General features: G+C 68.5%; 13 protein-coding genes and 1 tRNA gene. 6 read left to right on the forward strand and 8 right to left on the reverse strand.

Features of this window, described 5'->3' with window-relative positions; all coding sequences use genetic code 11:
* Positions 1-61: 61 nt before the first annotated feature.
* The 3 genes from PVW48_RS16895 to PVW48_RS16905 form a co-directional block, all read right to left on the reverse strand.
* Positions 62-1,870: an ABC transporter transmembrane domain-containing protein gene (locus PVW48_RS16895; protein WP_274582176.1), complete on the reverse strand. Its 1,809-nt coding sequence runs from the start codon at positions 1,868-1,870 to the stop codon at positions 62-64.
* A 71-nt stretch (positions 1,871-1,941) separates the two neighbouring features.
* A tRNA-Gly gene (locus tag PVW48_RS16900) sits at positions 1,942-2,015 on the reverse strand.
* Positions 2,016-2,207: 192 nt separating this feature from the next.
* On the reverse strand, positions 2,208-2,873 hold the full coding sequence (locus PVW48_RS16905) for an SOS response-associated peptidase (RefSeq protein ID WP_274582177.1): 666 nt from the start codon (positions 2,871-2,873) through the stop codon (positions 2,208-2,210).
* A gap of 196 nt (positions 2,874-3,069) precedes the next feature.
* Between PVW48_RS16905 and PVW48_RS16910 the strand changes: the two genes are divergently transcribed.
* A complete protein-coding gene (locus PVW48_RS16910) occupies positions 3,070-5,262 on the forward strand; it encodes a DEAD/DEAH box helicase (RefSeq protein ID WP_274582178.1) in 2,193 nt (730 codons plus the stop codon).
* A gap of 60 nt (positions 5,263-5,322) precedes the next feature.
* Here PVW48_RS16910 and PVW48_RS16915 read toward each other — a convergent pair whose 3' ends face one another.
* Positions 5,323-6,909 (reverse strand): bifunctional metallophosphatase/5'-nucleotidase, encoded by a 1,587-nt coding sequence (locus PVW48_RS16915; RefSeq protein ID WP_274582210.1) that lies wholly within the window; start codon positions 6,907-6,909, stop codon positions 5,323-5,325.
* 125 nt (positions 6,910-7,034) lie between these two features.
* On the opposite strand from PVW48_RS16915, the gene PVW48_RS16920 reads away from it, so the two are divergent.
* From PVW48_RS16920 to arsC, 3 genes are read left to right on the forward strand one after another with little or no spacing between them, the layout of a single operon-like run.
* Positions 7,035-7,373 carry a DUF952 domain-containing protein gene (locus PVW48_RS16920; RefSeq protein ID WP_274582179.1) on the forward strand — a complete coding sequence of 113 codons (339 nt, stop codon included), beginning with the start codon at positions 7,035-7,037 and terminating at the stop codon, positions 7,371-7,373.
* Complete coding sequence (locus PVW48_RS16925) at positions 7,370-8,428, forward strand: quinone-dependent dihydroorotate dehydrogenase (protein ID WP_274582180.1); 1,059 nt, start codon at positions 7,370-7,372, stop codon at positions 8,426-8,428. The genes PVW48_RS16920 and PVW48_RS16925 overlap by 4 nt, the downstream gene beginning before the upstream one ends.
* On the forward strand, positions 8,425-8,772 hold the full coding sequence (gene arsC, locus PVW48_RS16930; protein ID WP_274582181.1) for an arsenate reductase (glutaredoxin): 348 nt from the start codon (positions 8,425-8,427) through the stop codon (positions 8,770-8,772). The genes PVW48_RS16925 and arsC overlap by 4 nt, the downstream gene beginning before the upstream one ends.
* A 109-nt stretch (positions 8,773-8,881) precedes the next feature.
* Here the strand turns inward: arsC and PVW48_RS16935 are convergent, their stop codons facing one another.
* From PVW48_RS16935 to PVW48_RS16945, 3 genes are read right to left on the reverse strand one after another with little or no spacing between them, the layout of a single operon-like run.
* Positions 8,882-10,201: an MATE family efflux transporter gene (locus PVW48_RS16935; RefSeq protein WP_274582182.1), complete on the reverse strand. Its 1,320-nt coding sequence runs from the start codon at positions 10,199-10,201 to the stop codon at positions 8,882-8,884.
* Complete coding sequence (locus PVW48_RS16940) at positions 10,194-10,715, reverse strand: PaaI family thioesterase (RefSeq protein ID WP_274582183.1); 522 nt, start codon at positions 10,713-10,715, stop codon at positions 10,194-10,196. The genes PVW48_RS16935 and PVW48_RS16940 overlap by 8 nt, the downstream gene beginning before the upstream one ends.
* On the reverse strand, positions 10,715-11,149 hold the full coding sequence (locus PVW48_RS16945; RefSeq protein WP_012177521.1) for a PaaI family thioesterase: 435 nt from the start codon (positions 11,147-11,149) through the stop codon (positions 10,715-10,717). Before PVW48_RS16945 ends, PVW48_RS16940 begins: the two co-directional genes overlap by 1 nt.
* 113 nt (positions 11,150-11,262) lie before the next feature.
* On the opposite strand from PVW48_RS16945, the gene PVW48_RS16950 reads away from it, so the two are divergent.
* On the forward strand, positions 11,263-11,634 hold the full coding sequence (locus PVW48_RS16950; protein ID WP_012177520.1) for a MerR family transcriptional regulator: 372 nt from the start codon (positions 11,263-11,265) through the stop codon (positions 11,632-11,634).
* Positions 11,635-11,676: 42 nt separating this feature from the next.
* On the opposite strand, the gene PVW48_RS16955 is transcribed toward PVW48_RS16950, so the two are convergent.
* Entirely contained in the window at positions 11,677-12,705 is a 1,029-nt protein-coding gene (locus PVW48_RS16955; RefSeq protein WP_274582184.1) for a hypothetical protein, read from the reverse strand.
* Between the two features lie 445 nt (positions 12,706-13,150).
* Between PVW48_RS16955 and PVW48_RS16960 the strand changes: the two genes are divergently transcribed.
* Positions 13,151-13,552, forward strand: a complete 402-nt coding sequence (locus tag PVW48_RS16960) for a MerR family transcriptional regulator (protein WP_012177518.1) — start codon at positions 13,151-13,153, stop codon at positions 13,550-13,552.
* Positions 13,553-13,577: the final 25 nt, after the last annotated feature.

Below are 13,577 nucleotides of genomic sequence, written 5' to 3' on the forward strand. Positions count from 1 at the left end.
CGCGCGCGCCGATCTGACGGGATCTATCCGGAAAATTCAGCGTCGGCAGGGGGTCCGCGACTTACTCCGCCGCCAGTCCGGCGGTGAATTGCAGCCGGGCGAGACGGGCATAAAGCCCGCCCTGGGCCACCAGGGCATCATGGGTGCCCTCGGCCACGATCCGGCCCCGCTCGAACACCAGAATGCGGTCGGCCTTTTTCACCGTCGCGAGCCGGTGCGCCACGATCAGGGTCGTGCGCCCCTCGGAAAGCTGCTCGACCGCGTGCTGCACCGCCTGCTCGGATTCCGCGTCGAGCGCCGAGGTCGCCTCGTCCAGCAGAAGCACGGGCGCATCCCGCAGGATCGCGCGGGCAATCGCGATGCGCTGTTTCTGCCCACCGGAGAGCATCACGCCCCGCTCGCCCACGAAGGTCTCGTAGCCATCGGGCAGACGGGCCAGAAACTCGTCCGCTGCCGCCGCCTTGGCCGCGGCCTCCACCTCGGCATCGGTGGCGTCGGGCCGCCCGAAGCGGATATTCTCCCGCGCCGAGGTGGCGAAGATCACCGCATCCTGGGGTACGAAGGCGATCTTGCGGCGGAAATCGTCGCGCCTGGCGTCGCGCAGGTCTATCCCATCCAGCTTGATCCGGCCCTCGTCGGGATCGAAGAACCGCAACAGCAGTTGCAGGATGGTCGACTTGCCCGCACCGGACGGGCCCACAAGGGCGACGGTCTCGCCCGGCCTGATATCGAAGGCGATCTCGTCCAGAACCGGGGTCCCCGGCCTCGCGGGATAGGTGAAGCTGACCTCCTCGAAGGTGATGCGCCCCTCGCAATTGGCCGGCATCGGGCGGGGGTTTTCGGGGTCCTCCACCGTGTCCTTCATGGTCAGGAGCTCCACCAGCCGCTCGGTGGCGCCGGCCGCGCGCTGCAACTCGCCCCAGATCTCGGACAGCGCACCGACGGAGCCCGCCACCATGATCGCATAGATCACGAATTGCACCAGCTCGCCCGGCGTCATCAGCGCGTCGCGCACATCCCGCGCGCCCATCCACAACACCCCGACAATGCCCGTGAAGATCAGGAAGATCACGATCACGGTCATCGCCGCGCGCACCCCGATCCGCTGCTTGGCGCTGTCGAAGGACAGCTCGGTCATGCGGTCGAACTCGGCGCGGCTTTCACGGACATGGGTGAAGGCCTGCACGGTCTGCACTGATGTCAGCGCCTCGGAGGCGTTGCCCGAACTGGCCGCGATCCAGTCCTGGTTGATCCGGCTGAGCTTGCGCAGCTTGCGCCCCAGAACCACGATCGGCACCAGCACCAGCGGCACAAGGAGCAGCACCAGCCCCGTCAACTTGCCCGAAGTCAGCAACATCAGGATCATGCCGCCGATCAGGATCAGGAAGTTGCGCAGCGCGATCGACACCGAGGACGAGATCACCGACAGGATCAGCGTCGTGTCCGTGGTCAGGCGGCTGAGCACCTCGCCGGTCATGATCTTCTCGAAAAACGCCGGGCTCATGCCCAGGGTCCGGTCGAACACCGACTTGCGGATGTCGGCCACGACCCGCTCGCCCAGCCGCGTCACGAGGTAGTAGCGCAGGCCCGTCCCGAGGGCGAGTAGGGCTGCCACCGCAATCGCCGCGCCGAAATACTGGTCCAGAAGGGCGGTATCACGCGCGTCGAACCCGTCGACCACCCGGCGCACCGCCATCGGCAGCAGCAGCGACAAGAACGCCGTCAGAACGAGGACCACGCCCGCCGAAACCAGAAGGGTCCTGTAGGGGGCGATATAGGGAAACAGCGTCTTGAGCGCGCCGATATTCTTCGACTTCGCGCGCTCTTCTTCAGCGGTCTGTGGCGCGGCGGGCGCGGATTGTCGGGCCATGGGCAGCGGCTCTCACACTCTGGCGTCCCCCCGGCGGCGGCCCCACGCCCGCACCATGGGTTCCGAAGGATTGGAGCGGGTAGACGGAATCGAACCGACATAGCCTGCTTGGAAGGCAGGGGCTTTACCATTAAGCTATACCCGCGGGTCTCGGTTTGTATATCGGGGTTGAAGCCGGGCGTGCAAGGCCGGTTTTGACCCTCCGGGTGGTCCAAAAGTCGCGCCTGTCGTGCAGGTTAACTAAGCGGTGCGCCTGCGGCGCATTCCATGCTGCACGCCCCGGCTTGCGCCGCAGCGTGCGCCGCCCGGCCCGACCCGCGCGGGCAGGGGATCCCCGTCAGGCTGGAAGCGGCGCGATCAGGTCCGGCCCGGCAGCCCGGTTGGAATTCACCGCCACATCGACCCGGTGAAAGGCCAGAAGGTCTTCGGGTGCGGGCCGCATCAGCCTTGCCGCCCCCTTGCCCGCCTCCCCCAGCCAGAGCGGCCAGTCCCCGGACCCGAGGATCACCGGCATCCGGTGGTGCAGCGCCGACATCGGTGCATTGGCGGCGGTGGTCACGATTGCACAGGTGGTGAACCGGGCCGCGACGCCTTCCCAGTCCTGCCAGATCGCCGCGAAGGCCAGGGGCGCGTTGTCCCTGGAGTGAGTGTACCATGGCAGGCGCGCGCCCTCCGCGGTCTTGGTCCATTCATAGAACCCCGTGGCCGGGATCAGGCCGCGCCGCGCGCGGCAGGCGGCGCGGAAGGCCGGTTTCTCGGCGATGGTCTCGGCTCGCGCGTTGATCAGGAGCGGCCCGTCGGTCGGGTTCTTGTACCACTGCGGCAGAAACCCCCAGCGCATCGGGCGCAGGTGTCGCGTGCCCGCATCCGAGGTCACCACCGCGACGTCATTGGTGGGACAGATGTTGTAGCGCGGGCTGTCTGGCAGGGCATTGGCTGGCGCTGCCTCGAAAAGCTGCGCCATGGCCTCGGTCGGCAGGGTCAGGGAAAAACGTCCGCACATCGGTCCAGTGTAGCCCCCTGCGCGCCCCCGGACCAGAGCGACAGGTCGGCTATGCCGCAGCGCCGCATCGCAGTTCAGGCTGGACGCAGGCGCCCAAAGCCCCTAAGTCCGGCGGCTTGTTGAGCGCGTCCCGCGACCGGGGCGCCGTCAAACCCGAAAGCCTGCCGTGCCCACCGATGCTCCCCAAGATCCCGTGATGCCCCCCCTGCCCGCGCCCATTGCCGCGGCGCTGGCCGACAAGGGCTACGATACCCTGACGCCAGTCCAGATTGCCGTCTCCGACCCGGCGCTGGTGGAGGCCGACCTGCTGGTCTCGGCCCAGACCGGGTCGGGCAAGACCGTTGCCTTCGGGCTCGCCATCGCGCCTACGCTGCTGGCCGACGCGGCCGCGTTCGGCCCCGCCGCGGCCCCCCTTGGCCTCGTCATCGCGCCCACGCGCGAGTTGGCCATGCAGGTCCGGCGGGAGCTTGAGTGGCTCTACGGCCCGGCGGGCGCCCAGATCACCTCCTGCGTCGGCGGCATGGACGCAAGGGACGAGCGGCGCGCCCTGGGCCGCGGCGCCCACGTGGTCGTGGCCACCCCTGGTCGTCTGCGCGACCATATCGAGCGCGGCAATATCGACCTCGACGCCGTGCGCGCCGTGGTGCTGGACGAAGCCGACGAGATGCTGGACCTGGGCTTCCGCGAGGACCTGGAATTCATCCTCGGCGCAGCCCCGTCGGAGCGGCGCACCCTGATGTTCTCCGCCACGGTGCCGCCCGCGATTGCCAGCCTCGCCCAGCTTTACCAGAAGGACGCGCGCCGGATCAGCACCCGCGCCGAGACCCGGCAGCATGCGGACATCGCCTACCGCGCCATGGTGGTCGGGCCACGCGACGAGGAAAACGCGATCATCAACGTGTTGCGCTACTATGAGGCGGCGAATGCCATCGTGTTCTGCAACACCCGCGCCATGGTGAATCGGCTGACCACCCGGTTCTCCAACCGCGGGTTCCAGGTCGTGGCGCTCTCGGGCGAGCTGACCCAGTCCGAGCGCACCCATGCCCTGCAGGCGATGCGGGACGGGCGCGCGCGGGTCTGCGTGGCCACAGATGTGGCCGCCCGCGGGATCGACCTGCCCAATCTCGACCTCGTCGTCCATGCGGAACTGCCCAGCAGTTCCGACACCCTGTTGCACCGCTCGGGCCGCACGGGCCGGGCCGGGCGCAAGGGCGTCAGCGCGGTGATCGTGCCGGTGAAATTCCGCAAGAAGGCCGAGCGGCTGCTGAAATGGGCCAAGGTCACCCCCGACTGGGTCAGCCCGCCCAGCGCCGAGGATGTCCGCGCCCAGGATGCCGCCCGCCTGCTGGAGGATCCCGCCTGGGAGACCCCCGTGGCCGAGGGCGAGGCCGAGATGGTCGCGCGCCTGGTGGAGGCGTTCAGCCCGGAGCAGCTGGCCGCAGCCGTCCTGCGCGCCGGATCCGCCCAACGCTCCGCCCCCGAGGAAATCAGCGCGGGCGACATGACCCCCACACCGCGCGTACCCTTCGGGCCGAGTGCGTGGTTCACCCTGTCGGTGGGCCGCGCCAGCCGCGCGGAGCCGCGCTGGATCCTGCCGATGCTCTGCCGGGTGGGCGGTTTCGACCGTGACGAGATCGGCGCGATCCGCATCCAGCAGGATGAGACCTTCGTCGAGATCAAGGAGGCCGCGGTCCCCGACACCCTGCAGGGGTCGGAGGCCTCGATCACGCTGGAGGATGGCGCGGTGCTCAGCCGTCTCGCCGAGGCGCCCGACCTGTCGCAACGGGATGGCTCCGGCCCCGCGCGCAAGCCCCGGGAGGGGCGCGGCCCGGTGTCCAGCACCCGGCCTTCGGCGGCGGGACGCAAACCCCGCGCCCCGCGCCCGGCCCCCGAGGCCACGCGCCCCGAACCGGCCCCCGCGCCCGCCTCGAGCCAGGCCAACGACGCCCCCCCGGCGCGCAAGCCGCGTCACAAGGACAAGCCGCCCGCGTCGAAAGGCGCGACACCCGACGGCCCGAAACCGCCAAAGGCCAAGCCCAGATCCGCCGACCGGGACCGGCCCAAGGATCGCGCGCCCTACAGCCCCAAGGGCGGCAAGGCGGGTGGGCCGCGCGACGACAAGGGCAAACCGCGCGTCAAGGATCGCAAGCCCCCGCGTCCGGACGCAGCCGCCGCGGTCGAGGAGGTCGCCCCGCGCCGGTCCAACGCCGCGAGCGACCCGTCCCAGCGGCTCGGGCCCGATGGCAAGCCCCTGCGCGCACGCGGCAAGGGCGCCGCGAAGCCGGGCGGCAAACCCGGCGCGAAACCTGGCGGCAAGCCCGGCGGGCGCAAGACCTTCGCCAACAAGGGCCCGGACGCCACGCCCCGGTGGAAAAAGCCCAAGCGCTGAGCTCCCGGACCACGAGAAAAGGCGCCCCGAAAGGCGCCTTTTGCTTGTATACAGTGTCGCTTACTGGGCGGTGATACGTCCGTCCGTATAGGGCTGGTACGGGCCGTTTTCCATCAGGTAGGCCGCGGTCACATCCGCCAGGTCCGGCCCGAAGTCATAGGCGTTCTTGTCGTCGCCTGCGAACATCCCGTACCCGTCGCCGCCGTTGCGGACATAGTTGTTGGTCACCACGCCATAGGTTGCTGCCGGATCGATCGGCACGAATCCGTCGCCTTCGGCCACCATGACCTCGGTGACGCGGGCGCCCGGCTCCGCCGCCGGATCCCAGGTGAACTTCATGCCCGCAACCTGCGGGAAGCGACCGGCGCCTTCCTCGACCGCGCTGACACCGTTCTCCAGCGCGTCGATCAGGTCCTGACCGGTGGCTTCGAAGGTGGACAGCGTGTTCTGGAACGGCAGCACAGTCAGAACCTCGCCCATGGTGATCTCGCCCGCGTCGATGGACGCGCGCAGGCCACCGCCGTTCTGGAACGCGATTGTGATGCCTTGATCGGCGACGCGCGCCAGCATGGCTTCTGCCACGAGGTTGCCCATCGGGCATTCCATCGCCCGGCAAACGGAGCGATCCCCCTCGATCGGCTCGACCGCCTCGGACACCGGGCGGGCCTTCAACTCCTCGATCGGACCGGCCAGTTCGGCCACCCGGGCGACGATACCGGCATCCGGCGTCACAGAGGCATCGAGCAGGATCGTGTCGCCCGTGGCCGCGGTCACGTTGCCCGCATCATCGAAGGTCAGCTGCAGATGGCCGACATATTTCGAGTAGGCATAGGCCTGCACCACGGGGGTGTCGCCCACCATGGTCGGGTAGGGGCCCGCGGCCTTCTCGTCGCTGTTGCTCAGGAGCGTGTGCGAATGCCCGCCCACCACCGCGTCGATCCCCTCGACGGCCTCGGCGATGGCGAGATCCTTGGGCAGGCCCACATGGGTCAACGCGATGATCTTGGTCACACCGTCCGCTTCGAGCTCGGCCACATCCTGCGCCAGGGCCTCGATCTCGTTCTGGAACACCACATTGGGCCCGGGCGACGAGGTCTCCACCGTGTCGGTCGCCAGCGCCGAGACGATGCCGATCCGCTCGCCGCCGACCTCCAGCACGACGGAATTGCCGACCTTGTCGCGCAGCAGGTCCTCCCCCGTGAGGTCGAGATTGCCTGAAATCACCGGGAAGGACACCAGGTCCACGAATTCCGCCAGCTTGATCGGGCCGTCGTCGAACTCGTGGTTGCCCACGGCCATGACGTCAAAGCCGATGGCCTCCATGAACTCGGCCTCGACCGTGCCCTTGTAGGTCGTGTACATCAGCGAGCCCTGGAACTGGTCGCCCGCGTCCAGCACGATCACATTGCCGCCCTCGGCGGTGATCTGGTCGCGCAGCTCGTTGATCTTGGTGGCCACGCGCCCGACCCCGCCGAAGCACTTGCCTTCGGTCTCGTCCTCGGCCGAGCAGGTGCTGTCGAACCGGTTGATCGGCTCGATCCGGCTGTGCAGATCGTTGATATGGATGACGTGCAGCGTGTACTCCGCTGTCGCCATGCCGGTCGTCAGCGCGAGGGCTGCCGCCGAACTCAGAATCCGAGACATCATCATGTCTACTCCCTGTTTGTTTTCTGAGATGAAACTGACCTGTTGCGCGGGGGGTGTCAAAGCAATCCTCGCCCGTATCCAAGCGCGATCTTGACCGCCCCCGCGAGACCGGCGATGCACGGGACATGGTGATCTACAAAATACTCCGCGCGCCCGAAAACGCGGCGTTCGAGGCCGCCGGCGAAACCGCCGGGGCGCCCATCGATCTGGCCGACGGCTACATCCATTTCTCCACCACCGACCAGGTGGCCGAAACCGCCGCCAAGCATTTCGCGGGCGAGGACGGGTTGGTTTTGCTGGCGGTGGCCGCGGACGGGCTCGGTGACGCACTGAAATGGGAGCCGTCGCGGGGCGGCGCGCTCTTTCCGCATCTCTACCGGCGCTTGTTCCGGTCTGACATCCTCTGGTCGCGGCCCTTGCCGCTCGTGGACGGGCGGCACGCCTTCCCGGAGCCGCTGGCATGAGCACGCTCGAACGCCTCGGCCTCGCGGCCTTGCAGCGAGTCAATCCCGAAACCGCCCATGGCCTGGCGCTGCGCGCGCTGAACGCAGGGCTCGGGCCCCGTTCCGGCCCGGTTACGAGCCCGCGGCTCAGCACCCAACTGGCCGGGCTGCGCCTGCCCAACCCGGTGGGGCTCGCCGCCGGGTTCGACAAGAATGCCGAAACGCTCGGGGCGCTGGCGCAGACCGGCTTCGGGTTTCTCGAGGTCGGGGCCGCCACGCCCCTGCCCCAGCCCGGCAACCCGCGTCCGCGCCTGTTTCGCCTCTCCGAGGACCGCGCCGCGATCAACCGGTTCGGCTTCAACAATGACGGGGCCGAGGCGATCGCCGCGCGGCTGGCCAGGCGCCCCGAAGGTCGGGTGGTCGGCCTGAACCTCGGCGCAAACAAGACCAGCGCGGACCGGGCCGGGGATTTCGCCCGGGTGCTCGCGACCTGCGGCGCCCATGTGGATTTCGCGACCGTCAACGTCTCTTCGCCCAACACCGAAAAGCTGCGCGACCTGCAAGGCCCCGCCGCCCTGCGCGCGCTGCTGGAGGGGGTGATGACCGCCCGCGCCGCCCTCGCCCGCCCGATCCCGGTGTTCCTCAAGATCGCCCCGGACATGGACGACGCCGCCCTCGACGACATCGCCGGCGTGGTGACGGAGGCGGGCCTGCACGGCATCATCGCCACCAACACAACGCTGGCGCGCGACGGGCTCGTCTCGGCCCACAAGGGCGAGGCCGGGGGCCTGTCCGGCGCACCGCTCTTCGAGGCGTCGACACGGGTGCTGGCGCGACTGTCGCAGGCCACCGAAGGGACTGTCCCGCTGATCGGCGTCGGCGGCGTGGACAGTGCGGGGGCGGCGTATGCCAAGATCCGCGCAGGCGCGTCGGCCGTTCAGCTCTACACCGCGCTGGTCTATGGCGGGATCAGCCTGGCGGCCGAGATCGCCACGGGGCTGGACATGCTGCTGGAACGGGACGGGTTTTCCACCGTGGCAGACGCGGTCGGTACGGGACGAGGAGACTGGCTATGACGGACGTTCTGGTGTGGCACAATCCACGCTGCTCCAAATCGCGGGAGGCGGTGAGGCTGCTGGAGGAGGCGGGCCATGAGGTCACCCTGCGCCGCTACTTGTCGGAAGAGCCGACCGAGGACGAGCTGCGCGCGGTCCACGCCCGGCTCGGCGGGCCGGTGCTGGACATGATGCGCACCAAGGAGGCCGCCTTCAAGGAAGCGGGCCTGAGCAATGAGAGCGACGACGAAGACCTCTTTGCCGCCATGGCGCGCCACCCGATCCTCATCGAACGCCCCATCGCCTTTGCCAATGGCAAGGCCGTGATCGGGCGCCCGCGCGAGAAGGTTCTCGACATCGTCTGAGCCGGGCCAAGCGGTTTCGAAACCGCTTGGGCGCGGGGTGATCCACCGCACGCCAAAGGCGCGCCATTCCGAGCCGGGCATTCAAGCGGTTTTGAAACCGCTTGGCTGCCTACAGCGCGCGCTCCAGAGCCGGATAGCGGAGCGCCAGCGTCACGGCGCGCACCACGAACATCACCATCAGCGCCGCCCAGAGCCCGTGATTGCCGAAGAGCGGCAGCAGCACCGCCACCGCCGCCGCATAGGCCGCGAAGGACAGCACCATCATGTTGCGCATGTCCTTCGTGCGCGTCGCCCCGATGAAAATCCCGTCCAGCATCCAGGCCGCGACGCCCAACAGCGGCGCGGCCACCATCCATGGCAAGTAGCTGCGCGCCACCGCCCGCACCTCCTCGGCCGTGGTCATCAGGTCGATCACCCAAGGCCCCGCCAGCGCGAAGCCCAGCGCCAGTGCGACGCAGGTGATCCCGCCCCAGACGCTCGTCAGCAGCGCGCCGCGCCGCAGCCGGTCCACCGCGCCCGCGCCGAACGCCTGGCCCACCAGCGCCTCGGCGGCAAAGGCGAACCCATCGAGCGCATAGGCGGTGACATGCAGAAACTGCAAAAGCACCTGGTTGGCCGCCAGGGTCACATCGCCCAGATCCGCGCCCAGAAACAGGAACGAGACGAAGGCCGCCTGCAGCAGCACCGACCGGATCAGGATGTCGCTGTTCACCGATGCCATCCGCAGCAGCCGCGCCCGCGCGAACACCAGCGCCCGATCCCGCCATGCAGGCCGCGCGAACGCATCCCGGCAGAGCCACAGGCCCAGCCCAAGCGCCGTCCATTCCGCGAGGAAGGTGGCGAAGGCCACCCCCGGCACACCCCAGCCGAGCCCCAGCACGAACCACAGATCGAGCCCGATATTCAGCCCGTTCATCCACAGTTGCAGCACCAGCACCCCGCGCGTCCGCTCCGCCGCGATCAGCCAGCCGGTCAGCCCGTAGATCGCGATGGCCGCAGGCGCCGACCAGATCCGGATCGCCATGTACTCCCGCGCCAGCGTCTCGACCTCCGCACTGGCGGGCGACAACTGGAAGGCGCCCCAGAACAGCGCCGATTGCAGCGCGATCAGCGCCAGCCCGGCCCCGAACCCGATCATCAGCGCCCGGCTCAGCAGGGCTGACACCTCGTCGCGGTCCTCCGCGCCCAGCGCTTGCGCCACCAGCCCGCTGGTGCCCATCCGCAGGAAACCGAAGATCCAGTAGATCGCCGTCAGGATGATCGCGCCGATGCCCACCGCACCGATGGGCGCAGCCTCGCCCATCTGGCCCACGACGCCCGTGTCCACCGCGCCCAGGATCGGCACGGTGGCATTCGACAGCACGATGGGCACCGCGATATGCAGCACCCGGCGATGGGTGATGGGCGCCCGCGCCGCGGTGTCAGCCACCCGCCGCCCCATCGCGCCGGGGCATCAGGAAATGGGCCGTGGCCTGGGCGAAGGGCCGCGCGCGATTGTCCTGCCAGGCCTCCACCTGCACCGTGGAATACCGCCGCCCGGCCCGGGTGACCCGCGCCCGCGCATAGGCGTCCCGCGGCAAGCCGGAGCGCAGGTAATCCACCGTGAAATCAATGGTCTTGGGCAGGCGCGGCAGGGTATCGGGCCCAAGGGTCTCAGGGTCGATCCGACCGCCCTCAAGATCGTCCCACAGCATCGCCCAACTGACCTCGATCTGGGCCGTGACCTCCATGAAGGCCGCGGTCACGCCGCCGTGGATCGCAGGCAGCGTCGGGTTGCCGATCAGCCGCTCGGCAAAGGGCAGGATCGCCGTCAACTCGTCCCCGCGCCGCTCCACCGTGACGCCGAGGAACTGCATGTAAGGCACACCGGCCACCAGCGCGTTCAACGCCGCATCTCGGCGCTGCTTGACCACCTGGACCGGCTCGGGCCGGGGGCGGGCCATCAGGCGCGCTCCACGGTGAAGGCACCCGTGGCCATGGCCACCGGGCGCGCGGTGTCGCTGTCCATCGCCACGGCGCGCACGAAGGCGACGCTGCGGGTGATATGGTGGCACTCGGCGCGCGCGGTCAGCCGGTCGCCCGGGGTCGCCGCGCGCATGTAATCGATGCGCAGGTCGATGGTCGCGGTGCCCGCCGGGGCCTCCGGATGGCACATCACGGCCGCCCCGCCGCAGGTATCCATCAGGGCCGAAACCGCGCCCCCGTGGATCACGCCGGTCTTGGTGTCGCCCACCAGCCGCGGATCATAGGGCATCGAGATCACGGCCACACCGTCCGCGATCTCGTCCACCTGCATGTTGAGCGCCCGGGAATGGGGAATCAGTTCGATGAATTGCCGGGCAATCTGCGCCTTCTCGGCGGGGGATGGGGCGGTCATGGGGTCCTTTACCTTGTCCTGCAGGGCTGCACGGTCCGCCGCTGCCCTTGCACACGGTCTGCGGCACGGGCACAAAAGGGGCAGGACGACCACCGCAACCTTGGGGAGGGAGCATGGCGGAGGATACCCTGACCTTCAAGGAGATGTGCGCGGCCTTCGACGTGACGCCACGCACCCTGCGCTATTACGAGTATATCGAACTGCTCGCCCCGATCCGTGACGGGCGCAGCCGGTTCTACACCCCCCGCGAAGTGGCCCGCATGAAACTCATCCTGCGCGGGCGCCGTTTCGGCTTCAGCCTCGAAGAAATCCGCCAGTGGCTGCTGATCTACGAAAGGGAGGGGACCGACGCGCAGAACCGCGTCTGGGTCGAAGAGGCCGGGCGCAAGCTCGAAGAACTCGAAGCCCAGCGGGACGAGTTGGACCGCACGATCGCGGACCTGCGCGCCCTGCGCGAGAGCGTCACCCCACCGGAGCCACACTGACCCCGGCGCGGCGCAGCCCGCCGCCGACAGAGGCGCCGCCGATCACGCCGCCTGCCGGAACACCATCGCCGCCAGGCGCGCCCGGCTCGGGCCCGGTTGGGGGGCGGGATCGAACAGCAGGTCGGATCGCAGGTCATGCCCCGTGGCGTCCCAGTCCACGCGCAGAGTCTCCGCCGCGGCGACGCGCATGGGCGCGCCCACAAGGTTCGGCACATAAGCACTCAGCAGGAACGGACCGCTGTAGTAATCCACCACCGCCGCCGCCGACAAGTTGAAGCCCGCCGAGGCCGTGCTGACCTGCAAAGCCCCGCCCTCCGGATCGGCCATCACGACGAGGGCTTCGAGTTCCAGATCGCCCTCGGGACGCGCCCCGGGTTCCAGCGCGATGCCCGGCGTCCAGAGGGTCGTGGACAGCAACCTGTTCGAAAACGCCTCCGACCGGGTATCGGGGCTGAACCGGGTGACCACCTGCACCGGGCGGCGCGGGTCGACACGGAGCGGCGCAATATCCCGAACATGCCCGCCCCCGCTGCGCACCGCCTCGGCCGCAAGATCAGCGATGAAGAGACTCATCTCCGAGCCCGCGATGATGTGCCCGGTGGAATCGAAGAAGCTCAGCGGCACACGCATCATGCCGGTTTCGCGGGTGAATTCCGCGGTCACATCCACCCAGTCCAGCCCGTAATGGTGCAGCAAGTCCAGCAAGGCCGCCTTGTAAGGCGCCTGCCGGACATCCAGATCCCGCGCGATCGAATCCATCAGCAGCGGCACGAACCGCGCCCCCGACGCCCCCACATGGCGGATCAGCTCTTCGGTGTAGCGCAGCAAGCCCCCGTCGCGATACCCGCCCTTGGACAGGCACATCACATCGCGGATCGCACTGGCCCAGACGACCGTATCGCCGGGCGCGAGGGTCACCTCCTCGGTCAACCGGACCAGGGACATCAGCGTATTGCCCGCGCCGATCGCAAGATTGCGCACGGCCTGGCCGCGCACCATCTGCGTTGCAAAGCTGTCCGCCCAGCCGCCGGACATCACGGTGCTGGACCCTCCCAGGATATATATCGTCATTCATTCACCAACTAAGGAACACTTGGGAAACCCAACCAACGCACCTGACGGGCATATGGGGCCGCTTGGCGGAAAACAAGCACTGGGCGCCGCGCAGATGGGAACGACGCCGCGTCCCGTTTCCCCTCCGGCGACAATGAACCGCTGACCGCGTGCGCTGCCCCGATCAGCGGTCCGACCCACCGGTCAATCGAGCGCCACGACACGTTTCGCCGCCTGCTCACCCCGGGTCCGCCCCCGTGCCGATCTCGGCACAAGGCGACCAGCCCTGGCGTTTCCAAGGCCCCTGACACCACCGTTAACCCATATTTTACTCGTCATTCGGCTTTACGTCGGGTTGATCGAAAAGTGACGCAACGTCCTACTTACGTCAACGTCAAGCGATCTTGTAACGTGGTCTCACTCGGGACACATGGCAATCTGTAGCTGACGAATGAGATGAGTAATGACCCATACCGAATACACCACGATCCGTGAAATGTGCGACCACTACGATGTGACACCGCGCACGCTGCGTTTCTACGAGTCCAAGGAACTGCTGTTCCCGAAACGGGAAGGCCAGAAACGTCTGTTCACCCGGCGCGACCGGGCCCGGCTGAAGCTGATCCTGCGCGGCAAGCGGTTCGGGTTCAGCCTCGAGGAAATCCGGCAGTTGCTCGACCTCTATGATCGCGACGACCGGCAACTCACGCAATTGTCGAAGACCTACGACATCGCGCTACAGCGCCTTGCCGACATGGAACGCCAGCGCGCCGAGCTCGACGAGGCGATCGACGACCTCAAGGAACAACTCGATTGGGGCGCGAAGATGATCGCGACCCTGAAACAGAAAGAAGCCGCGGCCTGAGCCAGCGCCGCGCCCGAACGGAGAG

This window comes from Dinoroseobacter sp. PD6 (assembly GCF_028807315.1).
Classification (GTDB): domain Bacteria; phylum Pseudomonadota; class Alphaproteobacteria; order Rhodobacterales; family Rhodobacteraceae; genus Dinoroseobacter; species Dinoroseobacter shibae.

What these genes read in the sequence shown, in the direction of transcription:
- PVW48_RS16895 (WP_274582176.1), bottom strand. Translation starts at nt 1,870, where the DNA reads ATGGCCCGACAATCCGCGCCCGCCGCGCCACAGACCGCTGAAGAAGAG.
- PVW48_RS16905 (WP_274582177.1), bottom strand. Translation starts at nt 2,873, where the DNA reads ATGTGCGGACGTTTTTCCCTGACCCTGCCGACCGAGGCCATGGCGCAG.
- PVW48_RS16910 (WP_274582178.1), top strand. Translation starts at nt 3,070, where the DNA reads ATGCCCCCCCTGCCCGCGCCCATTGCCGCGGCGCTGGCCGACAAGGGC.
- PVW48_RS16915 (WP_274582210.1), bottom strand. Translation starts at nt 6,909, where the DNA reads ATGATGTCTCGGATTCTGAGTTCGGCGGCAGCCCTCGCGCTGACGACC.
- PVW48_RS16920 (WP_274582179.1), top strand. Translation starts at nt 7,035, where the DNA reads ATGGTGATCTACAAAATACTCCGCGCGCCCGAAAACGCGGCGTTCGAG.
- PVW48_RS16925 (WP_274582180.1), top strand. Translation starts at nt 7,370, where the DNA reads ATGAGCACGCTCGAACGCCTCGGCCTCGCGGCCTTGCAGCGAGTCAAT.
- arsC (WP_274582181.1), top strand. Translation starts at nt 8,425, where the DNA reads ATGACGGACGTTCTGGTGTGGCACAATCCACGCTGCTCCAAATCGCGG.
- PVW48_RS16940 (WP_274582183.1), bottom strand. Translation starts at nt 10,715, where the DNA reads ATGGCCCGCCCCCGGCCCGAGCCGGTCCAGGTGGTCAAGCAGCGCCGA.
- PVW48_RS16945 (WP_012177521.1), bottom strand. Translation starts at nt 11,149, where the DNA reads ATGACCGCCCCATCCCCCGCCGAGAAGGCGCAGATTGCCCGGCAATTC.
- PVW48_RS16950 (WP_012177520.1), top strand. Translation starts at nt 11,263, where the DNA reads ATGGCGGAGGATACCCTGACCTTCAAGGAGATGTGCGCGGCCTTCGAC.
- PVW48_RS16955 (WP_274582184.1), bottom strand. Translation starts at nt 12,705, where the DNA reads ATGACGATATATATCCTGGGAGGGTCCAGCACCGTGATGTCCGGCGGC.
- PVW48_RS16960 (WP_012177518.1), top strand. Translation starts at nt 13,151, where the DNA reads ATGACCCATACCGAATACACCACGATCCGTGAAATGTGCGACCACTAC.